General features: G+C 67.1%; 17 protein-coding genes. 7 read left to right on the top strand and 10 right to left on the bottom strand.

The features are described from left to right. Positions 1-22 precede the first annotated feature (22 nt). The gene (locus ACE3SG_RS12190) at positions 23-487 is read right to left on the bottom strand and encodes a CBS domain-containing protein (protein ID WP_374565290.1); all 465 of its coding nucleotides are present in this window, start codon (positions 485-487) and stop codon (positions 23-25) included. Between the two features lie 134 nt (positions 488-621). On the opposite strand from ACE3SG_RS12190, the gene ACE3SG_RS12185 reads away from it, so the two are divergent. Genes ACE3SG_RS12185 through ACE3SG_RS12170 form a run of 4 tightly spaced genes read left to right on the top strand, consistent with a single transcriptional unit; the run spans position 622 to position 4,235 of the window. After that, positions 622-1,923 (top strand): O-acetylhomoserine aminocarboxypropyltransferase, encoded by a 1,302-nt coding sequence (locus ACE3SG_RS12185; protein WP_374565289.1) that lies wholly within the window; start codon positions 622-624, stop codon positions 1,921-1,923. Further along, positions 1,920-2,720 (top strand): alpha/beta fold hydrolase, encoded by an 801-nt coding sequence (locus ACE3SG_RS12180; protein WP_374565287.1) that lies wholly within the window; start codon positions 1,920-1,922, stop codon positions 2,718-2,720. Before ACE3SG_RS12185 ends, ACE3SG_RS12180 begins: the two co-directional genes overlap by 4 nt. A gap of 29 nt (positions 2,721-2,749) precedes the next feature. Continuing rightward, positions 2,750-3,871 carry an alpha/beta fold hydrolase gene (locus ACE3SG_RS12175; RefSeq protein WP_374565286.1) on the top strand — a complete coding sequence of 374 codons (1,122 nt, stop codon included), beginning with the start codon at positions 2,750-2,752 and terminating at the stop codon, positions 3,869-3,871. 31 nt (positions 3,872-3,902) lie between these two features. Further along, entirely contained in the window at positions 3,903-4,235 is a 333-nt protein-coding gene (locus ACE3SG_RS12170) for an Mpo1-like protein (protein WP_374565285.1), read from the top strand. A 412-nt stretch (positions 4,236-4,647) separates the two neighbouring features. Here the strand turns inward: ACE3SG_RS12170 and ACE3SG_RS12165 are convergent, their stop codons facing one another. Further along, positions 4,648-5,604: an NAD-dependent epimerase/dehydratase family protein gene (locus tag ACE3SG_RS12165; RefSeq protein WP_374565284.1), complete on the bottom strand. Its 957-nt coding sequence runs from the start codon at positions 5,602-5,604 to the stop codon at positions 4,648-4,650. Further along, complete coding sequence (gene kbl / locus ACE3SG_RS12160; protein WP_374565283.1) at positions 5,601-6,803, bottom strand: glycine C-acetyltransferase; 1,203 nt, start codon at positions 6,801-6,803, stop codon at positions 5,601-5,603. Before kbl ends, ACE3SG_RS12165 begins: the two co-directional genes overlap by 4 nt. Positions 6,804-6,940: 137 nt before the next feature. On the opposite strand from kbl, the gene ACE3SG_RS12155 reads away from it, so the two are divergent. Further along, positions 6,941-7,516, top strand: coding sequence for a helix-turn-helix domain-containing protein (locus ACE3SG_RS12155; RefSeq protein ID WP_374565282.1), 576 nt, complete (start codon positions 6,941-6,943; stop codon positions 7,514-7,516). A gap of 12 nt (positions 7,517-7,528) precedes the next feature. On the opposite strand, the gene ACE3SG_RS12150 is transcribed toward ACE3SG_RS12155, so the two are convergent. Beyond that, positions 7,529-8,761, bottom strand: coding sequence for a YihY family inner membrane protein (locus ACE3SG_RS12150; protein ID WP_374565281.1), 1,233 nt, complete (start codon positions 8,759-8,761; stop codon positions 7,529-7,531). A gap of 19 nt (positions 8,762-8,780) precedes the next feature. Here ACE3SG_RS12150 and ACE3SG_RS12145 point away from each other — a divergent pair, with 19 nt between their 5' ends. Both ACE3SG_RS12145 and ACE3SG_RS12140 read left to right on the top strand, forming a co-directional pair. Further along, a complete protein-coding gene (locus ACE3SG_RS12145; protein ID WP_374565278.1) occupies positions 8,781-9,188 on the top strand; it encodes a DUF2069 domain-containing protein in 408 nt (135 codons plus the stop codon). Beyond that, entirely contained in the window at positions 9,185-10,591 is a 1,407-nt protein-coding gene (locus tag ACE3SG_RS12140; RefSeq protein WP_374565276.1) for an FAD-binding oxidoreductase, read from the top strand. The genes ACE3SG_RS12145 and ACE3SG_RS12140 overlap by 4 nt, the downstream gene beginning before the upstream one ends. A 24-nt stretch (positions 10,592-10,615) precedes the next feature. On the opposite strand, the gene ACE3SG_RS12135 is transcribed toward ACE3SG_RS12140, so the two are convergent. The 6 genes from ACE3SG_RS12135 to nuoL all read right to left on the bottom strand — a co-directional run. Next, positions 10,616-11,080: a DUF1178 family protein gene (locus tag ACE3SG_RS12135; protein WP_374565275.1), complete on the bottom strand. Its 465-nt coding sequence runs from the start codon at positions 11,078-11,080 to the stop codon at positions 10,616-10,618. A 7-nt stretch (positions 11,081-11,087) separates the two neighbouring features. Next, positions 11,088-11,705: an NUDIX domain-containing protein gene (locus ACE3SG_RS12130; RefSeq protein ID WP_374565274.1), complete on the bottom strand. Its 618-nt coding sequence runs from the start codon at positions 11,703-11,705 to the stop codon at positions 11,088-11,090. Continuing rightward, positions 11,698-12,018: a DUF2818 family protein gene (locus tag ACE3SG_RS12125; RefSeq protein WP_374565273.1), complete on the bottom strand. Its 321-nt coding sequence runs from the start codon at positions 12,016-12,018 to the stop codon at positions 11,698-11,700. Before ACE3SG_RS12125 ends, ACE3SG_RS12130 begins: the two co-directional genes overlap by 8 nt. Positions 12,019-12,050: 32 nt before the next feature. Continuing rightward, complete coding sequence (gene nuoN, locus ACE3SG_RS12120) at positions 12,051-13,556, bottom strand: NADH-quinone oxidoreductase subunit NuoN (RefSeq protein WP_374565272.1); 1,506 nt, start codon at positions 13,554-13,556, stop codon at positions 12,051-12,053. A gap of 22 nt (positions 13,557-13,578) precedes the next feature. Next, positions 13,579-15,063, bottom strand: a complete 1,485-nt coding sequence (locus ACE3SG_RS12115) for an NADH-quinone oxidoreductase subunit M (protein ID WP_374565271.1) — start codon at positions 15,061-15,063, stop codon at positions 13,579-13,581. Between the two features lie 22 nt (positions 15,064-15,085). Further along, a partial coding sequence (gene nuoL, locus ACE3SG_RS12110; RefSeq protein WP_374565270.1) for an NADH-quinone oxidoreductase subunit L occupies positions 15,086-16,589 on the bottom strand: 1,504 nt, incomplete at its 5' end.

Below are 16,589 nucleotides of genomic sequence, written 5' to 3'. Positions count from 1 at the left end.
CGAGCGGGCCCCCTCTTGGCGTTCAGCCGGCTTGTTCGCCGGGCGCCTCTTCTTCGACCGGCCAGTCGCGGATGTAGGCCTTGAGCATGCGGTTTTCGAAGTCCTGCGCTTCCACCACCGACTTCGCCACGTCGTAGAACGAGATCACGCCCATCAGCGTCTTGCCGTCCAGCACCGGCATGTAGCGGGCGTGGCGGCCGAGCATCATGCGGCGCACTTCGTTGATGTCGGTCTCTGGCGTGCAGGTCAGCGGCGCGTCGTCCATCACGCTGCGCACCAGGGTGCTGCCGATGATGCCGCCGTTCTTGACCACCGCGCGGATCACCTCGCGGAAGGTCAGCATGCCGATCAGGTCGCCGTGGGTCATCACCACCAGCGAACCGATGTCGTGCTCGGCCATCGTGGTCACGGCGCCAGCCAGCGGGCTGTCTGGGCCAACCGTGAAGAGCGTATTGCCCTTCACTCTCAGAATGTCGCTGACTTTCATGGCTGGCACTCCTTCGGCTCGAGGTTTGGCACGGGTTCGCGAACTCCCAACGGGGGCATGGGCAGCGCTGCCCATGCGGCCAACATAGCACACAATCGTGGCCCCACACAGATGCCGTAGACCCGGTAACAGCCATGCCTGGTGCCTCTGACCCCGGTTTCGATACTTTGGCGCTGCATGCCGGCGCCGCACCCGACCCCGCCACCGGCGCGCGGGCGGTGCCGATCCACTTGACGACCTCGTTCGTTTTCGAGTCCAGCGAGCATGCGGCGTCGCTGTTCAACCTGGAGCGCTCGGGCCACGTCTACAGCCGCATTTCCAACCCCACCAACGCGGTGCTGGAAGAGCGGGTGGCCGCGCTGGACGGTGGCGTGGGCGCCATCGCCACAGCCAGTGGCCAGGCGGCGCTGCACCTGGCCATTGCCACGCTGGCAGGCGCCGGCTCCCACATCGTGGCGAGCTCGGCCTTGTACGGCGGTTCGCATAACCTGTTGCACTACACCTTGGCCCGTTTCGGCATCGAAACCACGTTTGTCAAGACGCGAGATGTCGACGGTTGGCGCAACGCGATCCGCCCGAACACCAAGCTGCTGTTCGGCGAAACGCTGGGCAACCCAGGGCTGGACGTGCTGGACATCCCGACCATCAGCGCCATCGCCCACGAGGCCGGGCTGCCGCTGCTGGTCGATTCGACCTTCACCACCCCCTGGCTGATGAAGCCGGTCGAGCACGGCGCCGACCTGGTGTTCCACTCGGCTACCAAGTTCCTGTCGGGCCACGGCACGGTGGTCGGCGGCGTGCTGGTCGACGGTGGCCGCTTCGACTGGACTGCGAGCCAGCGCTTCCCCGAGCTGACCGAGCCGTATGCCGGCTTCCACGGCATGGTGTTCACCGAGGAGAGCACCGACGGCGCCTTCTTGCTGCGCGCCCGCCGCGAGGGGCTGCGCGACTTCGGCGCCTGCATGAGCCCGCACACCGCGTGGCTGATCCTGCAGGGTGTCGAGACGCTGCCACTGCGCATGGCGCGGCACATCGAGAACACGCGCAAGGTCGTCGCCTTCCTGGCCAGCCACCCGATGGTGGCCGGCGTCGGCTACCCGGAGCTCGAATCGCACCCCGACCACGCACTGGCGCAAAAGCTGTTGCCGCGGGGCTGCGGCTCGGTCTTCAGCTTCGACCTGAAGGGCTCGCGCAAGCAGGGCCAGGTGTTCATCGAGGCACTGAAAATCTTCTCGCACCTGGCCAACGTGGGCGACTGCCGCTCGCTGGTGATCCACCCCGCGTCAACCACCCATTTCCGGATGGACGACGCCGCGCTGGCGCACGCCGGCATCACCCCCGGCACGATTCGGCTGTCGATCGGGCTGGAAGACGCCGACGACCTGATCGACGACTTGAAGCGCGCGCTGAAGGCGGCAGAGAGGGCCGCAGCATGAAGCTCACGGTCAATGGCCGCGAGGCCTATGCATACACCGGCGGCAAGGCATTCGACCCGGCCCTGCCCTGCGTCGTCTTCATCCACGGCGCGCTGCACGACCACACGGTCTGGACGCTGCTGGCCCGCTGGTGCGCGCACCACGGCTACTCGGTGCTGGCGGTCGACCTGCCCGGCCACATGAAGAGCGCCGGCCCGGCGCTGGACAGCGTCGAGGCGATGGCCGACTGGGTGCTGGCGCTGCTGGATGCGGCCGAGGTCAAGCAAGCGGCCCTCGTCGGCCACAGCATGGGCTCGCTGATCGCGCTGGAGGCCGCCGGCCGCGCGCCAGGCCGTGTGAGCAAGCTGGTGATGGTTGGCACCGCGTACCCGATGAAGGTGTCGCCGGCGCTGCTGGAGATGTCCAAGAACGACCCGCTGGCCGCCATCGACCTGGTCACCACCTTGTCGTATTCGTCCATCGCCCAGAAGCCCGGCTACCCCGGCCCTGGCGTGTGGGTGCGCGGTGGCGGCAAGGCGCTGTGCCGGCTGGTGCTGGCCAAGCAGGGCAACGACCAGCTCTACCACCAGGATTTCGTCGCCTGCAATGCCTACGCCGGTGCACTCGACGCCGCGGCAAAGGTCACGGCCCCGGCCACGCTGATCCTGGGCCGGCGCGACCAGATGACGCCCCCCAAGGCCGCGGCCGAAATCGGCGCTGCCTTGAAGGCCCGCGTCGAAACGGTGGATGCCGGGCATGTGCTGATGGCCGAAGCGCCGGATGCGACGCTCGCTGCGCTGCGCGCCGCACTCGCATGAGTTCAACCCAACCCGGAACCGCCCTGCCTTTGAAAGCAAGACTCGCGACCCTCGCCGCCCTGGTGGCGATGGGTCTGCCGGCTGCAGCCCAAGACGACGCCAAGGACGCCGCCCGCTACCGCGCCGCCCGTGAGGTGGTGAAAGACCTGGGCCGCATCGTCGCCCCGACGGGCGTCCAGGAGACCTACAAGACCAGGATCGGCGGCATCGACCAGTGGCTCAGCGTGCGTGGCCAAGACCGCAGCAACCCGATCATCCTGTTCGTGCACGGCGGCCCCGCCTCACCTCTGATGCCGACGATGTGGCAGTTCCAGCGGCCCATCGAAGAGTTCTTCACCGTCGTCAACTGGGACCAGCGCGGTGCCGGCAAGACGCTGGGCGAGACCGACCCCGAATCGATCAGTGACACGATCCACATCCCGCGTTATGTCGACGATGCGATCGAGGTGGCCGAGCACATCCGCGCCAAGTATGGCCAGCGCAAGATCATCCTGATGGGGCACAGCTGGGGCACGGTCGTCGGCATGGGCGCGGTGCTGAAGCGGCCGGACCTGTTCTACGCCTATGTCGGCGTCGGGCAGAACATCAACACCCGCGAGAACGAGCGCGTCAGCTTCGAGTTCGGGCTGGCGCAGGCCAAGGCGCACGGCAATGCCGAGGCGGTGAAAGAGCTGGAGTCGATCGCGCCCTACCCAGGCGACCAGCCGATCACCCGCGAGCGGATCCTCATTGCCCGCAAGTGGCCGCAGTTCTACGGTGGCTTGAGCGCCTACCGCGCAGAGTCGCCGTATTTCTACGACGCGCCGCTGCTGTCACCCGAGTACGACTACAAGGACCGTTTGGCTGTCGACCAGGGCAACCTGTTCACGCTGGGCAAGATCTTGCCGGAGTTCCTGAACGTCGACTTCACCGGGGTGCGCACCTTCCCGATTCCGGTGGTGATGTTCATGGGCCGGCACGACTACACCACGCCTTCGGAGCCGACTGCCAAGTGGCTGGACGCGGTGAAGGCGCCGTACAAGCAGGCGGTCTGGTTCGAGCGTTCTTCCCACATGATTCCGTGGGAAGAGCCTGGCAAGATGCTGGTCAGCCTGCTGAAATACGTGCGCCCGCTGGCCGCCCCCGCCGCGCCGGATCCACTCGGCCATTGACCCTGGCAGGCGCGTTGCACAGGAGCCTCGCATGAACACTGCCGCCGCGCCCTTGGTCGACCCGAAGAGCTTTCACAGCTTTGCCGAGTTCTACCCCTTCTACCTGGGCGAGCACAGCAACCGCACCTGCCGGCGGCTGCATTTCGTGGGCTCGACGCTGTCGCTGGTGTGCCTGGGGCTGCTGCTGTACACGGGCCGGTGGCCATACCTGCTCTACGGCCTGCTGTGCGGTTACGGCTTCGCGTGGATCGGCCACTTCGGCTTCGAGAAGAACAAGCCGGCCAGCTTCAAGCGCCCGCTCTACAGCTTCATGGGCGACTGGGTGATGTACGGGCAGATCTGGCGGGGGAAGGTGCCGTTCTGATGCTCTGACCTGCTGAGGTTGTGGCGGCAGGGCGGCGGCGGTGCCCCCGTCCTCCGGACGCTCGCGGGCCACTGTATTCGGCGAGCCACGGGCTACCCATCTACACCGTAGGTGCCTGAGATGCGTGGGGGCGACCGCGAATGAAGCCTACGGCCGGGGGCACCACCACCGCCCTGCTGGCACCGCCCGTTGCGTGGCACGCCGTTGCATGCCACGGTCGTGCCTGGGGTGGGAGGTTCGGGGCGTTTTCGGAGGCCTCATTCGCGGTCGCCCCAACCTCGGCAAGAGAACACGGAGCAGACCGAGACGCGGCCCGCATGCTGCAAACGGCTCCCCGCGAGCCGGCCGCAGAAAACGCCCCGGGCCTTCCACCCCTCGCGATTCCCCTGGCAGGGCACCCGTATTGGTCGTCTTACGCCGCAGCCAACGCCGGCGCCAGATTGGCCAGCATGTCCCGCACCATCGCGCGCAGGTCGTATTCCAGCTTCCAGCCCCAATCGGCGCGGGCTGCTGAGTCGTCGATCGAGCGGGGCCACGAATCGGCAATGGCCTGGCGGAAGTCGGGCGCATAGTCGATCGAGAAGCCCGGCAGTTCCTCGGCGATCGCGGCTGCAATCTCGGCCGGCGTGAAGCTCACACCTGCCAGGTTGTAGCCATGGCGCTCGCGGATCTTGTCGGCCGGTGCGTCCATCAGCTCCAGCGTCGCGCGAATGGCATCGGGCATGTACATCATCGGCAGCGCCGACTGCGGGCCCAGAAAGCTCGTGTAGCGGCGCGACTTGAGCGCCTCGTGGAAGATCTCGACCGCATAGTCGGTGGTGCCACCACCGGGCGGCGTCTTCCAACTGATCAGGCCCGGGTAGCGAATGCTGCGCACATCGACGCCGTGCATGCGGTGGTACCAGGTGCACCAGCCCTCACCCGCCAGCTTCGAGATGCCGTAGACCGTGGTCGGCTCCATCACCGTCTTCTGCGGCGTGTGGTCGCGCGGCGTGGTCGGGCCAAAAGCGGCGATCGAGCTGGGCCAGAACACCTTGTCCAGCTTGTGCGTGCGGGCCAGTTCCAGCACGTTCAGCAGACCCTTCATGTTCAGGTCCCAGGCCCACATCGGGTGCTGCTCGCCGCGCGCCGACAAGGCCGCCGCGAGGTGGTAGATCTGCGTGATGCCATGGCGCTCGGCCACGGCGATCAGGGCAGCGGCGTCGGTCACGTCCAGCGCCTCGTGCGCCAGGCCAGGCACGCGGCCCTTGGGCGCCAGGTCGCTCGTCACGACCGCGCTGTTGCCATAGCGGCGGGCCAGCTCTTCGGCCAGCTCGGTGCCGATCTGGCCGTTGGCCCCGATGATCAGGATTTTCGGTATCGTCGTCATTTCACCAGCCCCAGTTCCACACCCGCTTGACGGAAGGCCGCCACCGCACGCTCCAAGTCGGCCTGCTCATGGCCGGCGCTCATCTGCACCCGAATGCGCGCCTGGCCCTTGGGAACGACCGGGAAGAAGAAGCCGACCACGTAGACGCCCAGCTCCAGCAAGCGGGCTGCCAGCTGCTGCGCCTTGACCGCGTCGTACACCATGATCGGCACGATCGGGTGCTCACCCGGCTTGATCTCGAAGCCCGCCTCGGTGATGGCCTTGCGGAAATACTTGGTGTTGGCTTCGAGCTTGTCGCGCAGCGCGGTCGAGCCTTCCAGCAAGTCGAGCACCGCAATCGACGCACCGACGATGCTCGGCGCGACGGTGTTCGAGAACAGATAGGGGCGTGAACGCTGGCGCAGCAGCTCGACCACCTCTTTGCGCGCCGCGGTGAAACCACCCGACGCACCGCCCAGGGCCTTGCCCAGCGTGCCGGTGATGATGTCGATCTTGCCGAACACGCCGCGGTGTTCGTGGGTGCCGCGGCCCCGTGCGCCCATGAAGCCGCTGGCATGGCATTCGTCGATGCCCAGCAGCGCGCCGAAACGGTCGCAGATCTCGCGGATCTTGTCGAGCTGGGCGATGGTGCCGTCCATCGAGAACACGCCGTCGGTGAACACCAGCTTGAAGCGGGCGCCCTTCTCTTCGGCCTCCTTCAGGCAACGCTCGAGGTCGGCCAGGTCGTTGTGCTTGTAGCGCCAGCGCTGCGCCTTGCACAGGCGGATGCCGTCGATGATCGAGGCGTGGTTCAGCTCGTCGCTGATGATCGCGTCGGCCTCACCCAGCAGCGGCTCGAACAGGCCACCGTTGGCGTCGAACGCCGCGGCGTAGAGGATCGCGTCTTCGGTGCCCAGGAACCTGGCGATGCGGGCTTCGAGCGTCTTGTGGATGTCTTGCGTGCCGCAGATGAAGCGCACCGAGCTGAGGCCGTAGCCGTGGGTGCGCAGCGCCTCGTGCGCGGCCTCGATCACGGCCGGGTGGCTGGACAGGCCCAGGTAGTTGTTGGCGCACAGGTTGATCACCTCGCGGCCGTCGGCGGTGCGCACGTGGGCGCCCTGCGGCGTGGCGATGATGCGCTCAGACTTGTACAGGCCCGCTTCGCGGATGCCGTCCAGCTCGGTGCGCAGGTGGGCGTAGAAATCGTCGGTGCTGGCCATCGGTGAAAAGTCCTTCTGTTGCTCGTCTTCGGGCACAATCGATGTTCGATGCTTTTTTCGAAGTTCGATATATCGAAATTTCGTACAGTATCGTAAACAAGCCATTGCCGGTCAAGACCCCCGCACCAACTTTTACGATGAACCGCCCTGCCGCTCACGAACCGCCCCGCGTCGGCGAAACCCTGGCCGCCCTGCGGCAGGACCGCGCGTTGTCGCTGGACGAGCTGTCGCGCCAGGCGGGCGTGTCGAAGTCGATGCTCTCGCAAATAGAGCGCAACCAGGCCAACCCCACCGTCGCCGTGGTCTGGCGCCTGGCCAATGCGCTGGGCGTGCCGATGGCTGAGCTGCTGGGGGCCGACAAGCCTTCGCAGCCGCAGATCGCCACCGTGCCGTCGCACGCCACGCCGTCGCTGCGCAGCCCGGACGGGCACTGCGAGCTGCGCATCCTCGGCCCGATCGAGCTGGCCGGCCAGTTCGAGTGGTACGAGTTGACGGTGCAGCCCGGCGGCGCGCTCGAATCAGAGCCGCACGAGCCGGGCTCGCGCGAGCACCTGAGCGTGCTCAGCGGCACGCTCGAGGTTCAGTCGGCCGAGGCCGTCACCCGCCTGAAAGCGGGCGAGACCGCGCGCTATGCGGTGGACCAGCCGCACGCGATCCGCAACCCGGCCAAGTCCACGGCCCAGGCACTGCTGGTGGTGGTGCACCCGGCCTGAACGCGGGGCCGATCAGGCCAGCACGTCTGCCAGCGTCAGGGCGTCCAGCCGCATGCGCGCGCGCAGGGCCGCGGTGCGCGCGTCGGGGTGCAGCAGCAGCGCGTCGATCAGCGGTGCGGCGGGGGTGGTGGCAGGGTCGCACAGCAGCACATGGCGTTGCACGCCCTCCTCGTCCAGGCGCGCCAGCCAGTCGCGCTGGGTCAGCGTTTCGAGGATCGGCTCGATCTGCAGAGGGTCGATGCGCAACTGCGCCGCGATCTGGCCGGCGTCCAGGCCATGCCTTTCGCTGGCCCGCGCATCGGCCAGTGCGCGCAGCACGGCCAGAGCCAGGCTGAAGCGGTAGCCCGGGGTGTTGCCGTGGCGCACCACGCGCATCTGCAGGCTGGGCGCGTAGGCGGCGATCACCGCGCCGAGCAGCACGATGACCCAGCCGGTGTACATCCACAGCAGAAAGATCGGCGCAGTGGCAAAGGCACCGTAGACGGCCGAGAACGAGCCCACCGACGAGACATACCAGCCGAGCACCTTCTTCGCGACCTCGAAGCCGGCCGCCACGAACACCGCGCCGGCCAGCGCATGGCGCCAGCGCACATGGGTGTTGGGCACGTAATGAAAAAGGCCGGCCATCGTGGCGGCGAGCATGCTGAACTCCAGCACGTCGAGCACGAAGCGCACGCCGCCAGGCATGTCACCCACCAGCCCGCGCGAAGCCGAGATGGCATAACTGGTCAGACTCAGTGACACGCCGAGCACCAGCGGGCCGAGCGTGATGGCCGCCCAGTACACCAGCACACGCTGGGCGATCGGGCGCGGCTTGCGCACCCGCCAGATCGCATTGAGCGCACGGTCGATCGTCAGCATCAAGGCCAACGCGCTGATGACCAGCGCGACCAGGCCCGCGCTGCCCAGCTTGTGCGCCTTGTTGGAGAACTGGGTCAGCGCCCCAAGCACCGGCTTGGCGATCGTGTCGGGCACCAGGCTTTGCAGGAAGTACTTTTGCAGCGCGTCCTGAAAGCTCGAGAACATCGGGAACGCGCTGAAGATCGCCAGCATCACCGTCAGCAACGGCACCAGCGCGATCAGCGTGGTGAAGGTCAGGCTGCCGGCCGTCTGGCCGAGGCTGTCTTCGCGAAAGCGCAGCCGCAGCGTGCGCAGGGTGTCGAACCAGGGCCAGGTGCGCAGTGTGTCCAGCGCTTCGGCCACCATCTGCTGCCAGCCCTTTCGCAGGGCGTGAGTCGAAATCATGGCGGATATCATGCCATCCATGTCCGCACCGACCCCTCTCGCTGCGCCGGCTTCGCTCGCGCCCGACGGGCCGACGCTGGCCTCGCGCGCCGCCGCCATCGCGTTGTGGGCGACGCTGGTGGCGCTGTGCCTGGCGTGGGAACTTTGGCTCGCCCCCACCGGGCGTGGCACGCTGGCGATCAAGGTGTTGCCCCTGCTGCCCGCCCTGCCCGGCCTGTTGCGCATGCGCATGTACACCTACCGCTGGTTGAGCCTGGCCGTGTGGCTGTACGCCACCGAAGGCCTGGTGCGTGTGGGCAGTGAACAAGGCACCGGGCGATGGCTCGCGCTGGGCGAGGTGCTGCTGTCGATCGCGCTGTTCCTGGCCTGCGCCGCGCATGTGCGCTGGCGCCTGAAGCGCGGCGCACCGATCAAGGAAGCAACATGAGCGCCACACTGGTCGACACGCTGCGCACGCTGGTCGGCGCCGCACAGGTCTTGCAAGGCGACGGGCTCGACGCTTACGAGGTCGACTGGCGCAAGCGCTATCGCGGCCATGCCCTGGCCGTGGTGCGGCCCGCCGACGCGGCCGAAGTGGCCGCGGTCGTTCGCGCCTGCGCGGCAGCGGGCGTGGCCGTGGTGCCGCAGGGGGGCAACACCGGCCTGGTCGGCGGCGGCGTGCCAGACGGCAGCGGTCAGCAAGTGCTGCTGAGCCTCACCCGCCTGAACCGCATCCGCGAAATCGATGCCGACAACCTGACGCTCACCGCCGAGGCCGGCTGCGTGCTGCAGGCCGTGCAACAGGCGGCCGACGATCGTGGGCTGCTGTTCCCGCTGAGCTTGGCCGCCGAAGGCAGCTGCACGATTGGCGGCAACCTGGCCTGCAACGCCGGTGGCACACAGGTGCTGCGTTATGGCAATGCGCGCGAACTGTGCCTGGGGCTGGAGGTGGTCACGCCGCAGGGCGAGCTGTGGTCTGGCCTGAGCGGGCTGCGCAAGAACAACACCGGCTACGACCTGCGTGACTTGTTCGTGGGCAGCGAAGGCACGCTGGGCATCATCACCGCCGCGACCTTGAAGCTGTTTCCGAGACCGGCCGCAACCGTCACCGCGCTGGCCGCGTGCGACTCGGTCGAGGCGGCGGTGGGCCTGCTGAACCTGGCGCGCGCGCGGCTGGGGCCCGGCCTGACGGGCTTCGAGCTGATGCAGCGATTTGCGCTGTCGCTGGTCGAGCGGCATTTCCCGCAGTTGCCCAAGCCACTGCCCGAGGCGCCCTGGACGGTGCTGCTGGAGCTGGCCGGCACGGACACCGAAGAAGCCGAGCGGGAACGCCTCGCGGTCTTGCTGGAACTGGCGATGGAGCAGGCGCTGGTCAACGACGCGGTGGTCGCCGCCAGCATCGCGCAGTCGCATGCGCTGTGGCATTTGCGTGAGTCGATCCCGCTGGCGCAGAGCGAAGAAGGCTTGAACATCAAGCACGACATCGCGCTGCCGGTGTCGGCCATCGCCGGCTTCGTGCCCCGCATGGCCAAGCGGCTGCAACAGGCCACCCCCGGCGCGCGCATCGTCTGCTTCGGCCACCTGGGCGACGGCAACCTGCACTACAACCTGCAGGCACCCGAAGGCGCCGTCGCCGACGAATTTTTGGCAGCGCACGAGGCGCACATCAACGAGCTGGTCTACGACGAGGTGCTTCGCCTGGGCGGCTCGTTCTCGGCCGAGCATGGCATCGGCGCCCTGAAGCGCGACGAACTGGCCCGCCGTGGCTCGCCGGTGGTACTGGGCATGATGCGCGCGATCAAGGCGGCGCTCGATCCGGCCGGGCTGATGAACCCGGGTCGCGTGGTCTGAACGGGTGGGGCCTGCGGCCCCGTCTCAGTGGGCGGGGCCCTTGAGGGCTGGCGGCACCGGCAGCGACACCACCTCGATGCCCTCGTCGGCCAGCTCGGCCCGCTGCTCGGGCGTGGCCTGGCCGCGGATGCCGCGAGACTCGGATTCACCGTAGTGGATGCGGCGGGCCTCTTCAGAAAAACGCTCGCCGACGTCCTCGGTGCGCTCCATCACGTGCTTGACTGCCTCGACCCACAGGTTCTGCAGCGTCACGGCTTCTGGGCTGGGTGGCTGGGCGGGGCCCGGGGCCGACGACGGGCTGCTGCGCTCGGCCGGCGGGCTGGCGCCGAAGTTCAGGCGCGGGGCGCTCGGCAGCCGGTCGACCGACTTGTCGCCGCACAGCGGGCACTCGACCAGCCCGCTCTCGTGCTGTTGCACGAACTCGGCTTCAGAGGCGAACCAGCCTTCGAAACCGTGGCCGTGCGCGCAGCGCAGATCGAGCACCTTCATGGCCCGATTATCGGCCGCCGGCCCAGGCTTCTGCAGGCCGCCAATCGAGCGCCCACGCGCCGGAGCGCCACTTTTGCAGCCACATCAGCGAAATCAGCGTCTTCGCGTCGGTCAGTTCGCCGCGCGCGGCCAGCGACTCCAATTCGGCTTCGGCCATCAGGCAGATGTCGATCAGCTCACCGTGGTCGAGTTGCCGCTCGCCCAGCGTCAGGCCGCGGGCGAACCAGATTTCGATGAATTCGGTCGAATAGGCCGGGGCGTTGTGCATGCGCGCGGCCAGGGCCCACTCGCGGGCGCGGTAGCCAGTCTCTTCGGCCAGTTCGCGCACCGCGCAGCGGCTGCTCGGCTCGCCGGGGTCGATCTTGCCGGCGGGAAACTCCAGCAGCACCTGCGCCAACGGGTAGCGGTACTGGCGCTCGAGCACGAGGCGGCCATCGTCGAGGATGGGCACCACCACCACCGCCCCGGGGTGCACGATGTATTCGCGGCTGGCCAGGTCACCATCGGGCAGCCGAACGATGTCGCCACGGACATCGAGGAAATTGCCGCGCAGCAGTTGCCGCCGTTCGGTGGCGGTTTCCACCAGGTGGCTCTCTTCGCCGGCCGGGGAGTCGCGATCAGCCATGCGGCGTTTCGAGCTTGCCTCGCCGCAGGTAGCGCCAGACGAAGCCCGGTGAAGCCAGCGTGATGAACAGGCAGGCGCCGGCGGCGTAGAACTCCCACCCTTGCGGCGCGCGCTGGCCGATCGAGGCCTCCAGGCCACTGCCCAGCCCCCAGGTCAGCACCGCGTAGGACGCCAGCTCCAGCAGGCGCCAGCCGAAGGCCTTGTCGGGCCGCAGCCGTGGCCCGACGACGAACAAACGCTCGTTGACGAACGGCAGGTTGGCGGTCATCACCGCCACCACCAGCACGAGCCAGACCGACGCGGCCTGCGACACGAACTACTTCTGCCCGGCGCTCTGTCGAGCGCTCAACCGGCGAGCGCGCGCACGACGACGTCGCGGCACAGCGCCATCAGGCCATCGGGCAGCAACCCCAGCACCAGCGCCGCGGCACCGTTACAGGCCAGCAGGACCCCGACCCCGCCACGAGACTCGACCGGCACGGCGCCGCCCGCGGGCTCGTCGAAGTACATCACCTTGACCAGGCGAAGGTAGTAGTACGCGCCGATCATCGACAGCAGCACGGCGATGACCGCCAGCGTGATGTAGCTCGGATCGTTCGTCACGACCAGGGCTTGCAGCACCGCGAACTTGGCGTAGAAGCCGACCATCGGCGGCACACCGGCCAGCGAGAACATGAACACCGTCATCACGCCGGCGAGCCAAGGGCTGCGCTTGGCCAGGCCGGCCAGGTCCGAGATCTCGTCGCTTTCGAAACCGGCGCGCGACAGGTACATCACCAGGCCGAAAGTGCCCAGCGTGGTCAGCACATAGGTGACCACATAGAACATCGCCGAGCTGTAGCCGTTGGCGGCCGGCAAGGTGTTCGAATCGATCACCGTCGGGGTCAGGCCGAGCAGCATGAAGCCGAGTTGCGCGATCGCCGAGAAGGCCAGCATGCGCTTCAGGTTGGTCTGCGCGATGGCGGCCAGGTTGCCGATCACCATCGACAGCACCGACAACACAATCAGCATCTGCTGCCAGTCGTGGGCCAGGCCGGACAGGCCTTCGACCAGCAGGCGGATCGCGATCGCGAACGCCGCCAGTTTCGGCGCGCCGGCGATCATCAGCGTCACCGCGGTGGGCGAGCCCTGGTAGACATCGGGCACCCACATGTGGAACGGCACGACACCCAGCTTGAAACCCAGGCCGGCGACGATGAAGACGACGCCAAACGTGAGCACGGTCGGGTTGACCTGGCCCTTGGCGATGGCCGACAGCACCTCGGACAGGTCGAGCGAGCCGGTGGCGCCGTACATCATCGACATGCCGTAGAGCAGGAAGCCGCTGGCCAGCGCGCCGAGCACGAAATACTTCATCGCCGCCTCAGTGGCCAGCGCATGGTCGCGCCGCAGGGCCGCCAGCGCATACAGCGACAGGCTCATCAACTCGAGGCCGACGTAGATGACCAGGAAGTTGTTGGCCGAGATCATCACCGAGATGCCCAGCAGCACGAACATCGCCAGCGTGAAGAACTCGCCCTTCAGCAACTCGCGGTCGCCGACGTAGGGGCTCGAGTAGGCCAGCGTGAGCATCATCGCCAGCGCAGCGCACAGGGCCAGCATGTGGCCCATCGGGTCAGAGACCACCAGGCCTTGCATGCCGTAGACCGACGCGGCGGCGCCTTCGGCACCGAGGCCGGTTTGCAGCGCCATGCCGTGCATCAAGGCCACCGCGGCGAGCGACGCCTGCGTCAGCCAGAAGGTGACACGGCGCTTCGGGTCGGTGACCGACAGGTCGACCAGCGCCACCACGCAGGCGGCCACCAGCAGCAGGATCTCGGGGTAGGCGACGAGCCAGTTCATTTGGTTCATGGGGTGCACTCCGGCGTCGGCCTCAAGGCAGCTTTGGCAGTTTGGAGTTGGCCACGTGCTGCAGCAGCTCGTTCACGGACACGTGCATCACATCGGTGAAAGGTTTCGGGTACAGGCCCATGGCCAGCACCGCCACGGCCAGCAACGCCATCATCAGGAATTCGCGGGCGTTCAAGTCCTGCAGCGTCTTGACGTGATCGTTGGCCACGTCGCCGAAGTAGACGCGCTTGTACATCCACAGCGTGTAGGCAGCGCCGAAGATCAGCGCGGTGGCGGCCAGCGCTCCGAGCCAGAAATTGACCTTCACGGTGCCCAGGATCACCATCCACTCGCCGATGAAACCGGCGGTGCCCGGCAGGCCGCAGTTGGCCATTGCGAACAACAGCGCAAACGCGGCGAACTTGGGCATCGTGTTGACGACACCGCCGTAGCTGGCGATCTCACGCGAGTGCACGCGGTCGTACAACACGCCGATGCTCAGGAACATCGCACCCGAGACGAAGCCGTGCGAGATCATCTGCACCAGGCCGCCCGAGACGCCGAGCTCGTTGAAGATGAAGAAGCCCAGCGTCACGAAACCCATGTGGGCGATCGACGAATAGGCCACCAGCTTCTTCATGTCCTGCTGGACCAGGGCCACCAAGCCGATGTAGATCACCGCGATCAGGCTGAGCGCGATGATGAACCAGGCGTACTCGCGGCTGGCGTCCGGCGCGATCGGCATCGAGAACCGCAGGAAACCGTAGGCGCCGAGCTTCAGCATGATCGCCGCCAGCACCACCGAGCCGCCGGTGGGCGCCTCGACGTGGGCGTCGGGCAGCCAGGTGTGCACCGGCCACATCGGCACCTTGACCGAGAAGGCGGCGAAGAAGGCGAAGAACAGCAGCGCCTGGGCGTTCATCGGCAGCGGCAGCTTGTGCCAGGCCAGGATGTCGAAGCTGCCACCCGACTTGTAGTACAGGTAGATCAGCGCCACCAGCATCAGCAGCGAGCCGAGCAGCGTGTAGAGGAAGAATTTGAACGCCGCGTAGACGCGCCGCGGCCCGCCCCAGACCCCGATGATGATGTACATCGGGATCAGCGTGGCCTCGAAGAAGACGTAGAACAGCAGGCCGTCGCAGGCCGAGAACACGCCGACCATCAGGCCCGACAGGATCAGGAAGGCGCCCATGTACTGGTGCGCACGCTCGGTGATCACCTCCCAGCCGGCGATCACGACGATCACCGTGATGAAGGCGGTCAGCAGCACGAACCAGACCGAGATGCCGTCCACGCCGAGGTGGTAGCGCACGTTGAAGCGCTCGATCCAGGCCATGTTCTCCTGGAACTGCATCGCGGCCGTGCCGGGGTCGAAGCCCGAGATCAGCGGCAACGTGACGAGAAAACTGACCAGGGCACCGACCAGCGCCAGCCAGCGCGATGCGCCGGGGTTGCTGTCCCGCCCGAAAGCCAGCAGCACCGCGCCAAAGGCGATCGGCAGCCAGATGGCAACGCTCAAAAGACCCATTCTTGTTCTCCGCTCTTATTCGTCAGTGAGCGATCAAGCCCAGCAGGTAGGGCCACAGTTGCCATGTCATCAGCCCGAACACGCCCAGCACCATGACCAGCGCATACCACGAGAGGTAACCGGTCTGCATGGTGCGCACGACGCGCGAGAAGGCGCCGACCGTGCTGGCCGTGCCGTTGACGATGCCGTCGATCACCGCCACATCACCGCCCTTCCACAGGCCACGGCCCAGGCCGCGCGCCGCGGCGGCGAGGATGTTCTCGTTGATCCAGTCCATGTAGTACTTGTTCTCGAGCAGTTTGATGACCGGCGCGAAGGTGCGTGCGAAGGCCGCCGGGATGCCCGGCTTGACCAGGTAGAACACGTAGGCGACGACCACACCGGCCAGCGCCAGCCAGAACGGCAGCGAGGTCAACGCATGCACCGCCATCGCGGTGGCACCGTGGAACTCTTCAGCCAGCTCCGCCATCGCGTGGTGGTGCTCGCCGTGGACCGTGATCGCGTCCTTGAAGAAGTCGCCGAACAGCATCGGCTGGATCGTCAGGAAGCCGATCACCACCGACGGGATCGCCAGCAGCAGCAGCGGCGCGGTCACCACCCACGGCGACTCGTGCGGGTCGTGGTGCTCGCCATGGTCGTCATGGTGGTCGTGTTCGCCCGGGAACGGCTTGTGATGGAAGCGCTCCTTGCCATGGAAGACCAGGAAGTACATCCGGAACGAATAGAACGCCGTCACGAACACGCCCGCGACCACCGCGAAGTAGGCGAAGCTCGCGCCCGGCAGATGGCTGGCATGCACCGCCTCGATGATCGAGTCCTTCGAGTAGAAGCCCGAGAAGAACGGCGTGCCGATCAGTGCCAGCGAGCCCAGCAGCGAGGTGATCCAGGTGATGGGCATGTACTTGCGCAGGCCGCCCATGTTGCGGATGTCCTGGTCGTGGTGCATGCCGATGATCACCGAGCCCGCGCCCAGGAACAGCAGCGCCTTGAAGAACGCGTGCGTCATCAGGTGGAACACGGCCACTGAGTAGGCCGAGGCGCCGAGCGCCACCGTCATGTAGCCCAGCTGCGACAGCGTCGAGTAGGCGACCACGCGCTTGATGTCGTTCTGGATCACGCCCAGGAAACCCATGAACAGCGCGGTGATGGCACCGATGACCATCACGAAGTTCAGCGCGGTGTCCGACAGCTCGAACAGCGGCGACATGCGCGTGACCATGAAGATGCCGGCGGTCACCATCGTCGCCGCGTGGATCAGCGCCGAGATCGGGGTCGGGCCTTCCATCGAGTCGGGCAGCCACACGTGCAGCGGGAACTGCGCGCTCTTGCCCATCGCGCCGATGAACAGGCAGATGCAGGTTACCGACAACAGCATCCACTCGCCGCCGAACAGCGGCAGCGGGAACGGCAGCTTGGACAGCTCTTCGGCCTTGCCGAAGACCTCGGTGTAGCTGAGCGAGCCGGTGAAGGCGACGATCAGGCCGATGCCGAGGATGAAGCCGAAGTCGCCGACCCGGTTGACCAGG

The organism is Ideonella sp. (assembly GCF_041914305.1).
Classification (GTDB): Bacteria; Pseudomonadota; Gammaproteobacteria; order Burkholderiales; family Burkholderiaceae_C; genus Ideonella.
This window is presented reverse-complemented; position numbering and strand designations above follow the sequence as displayed.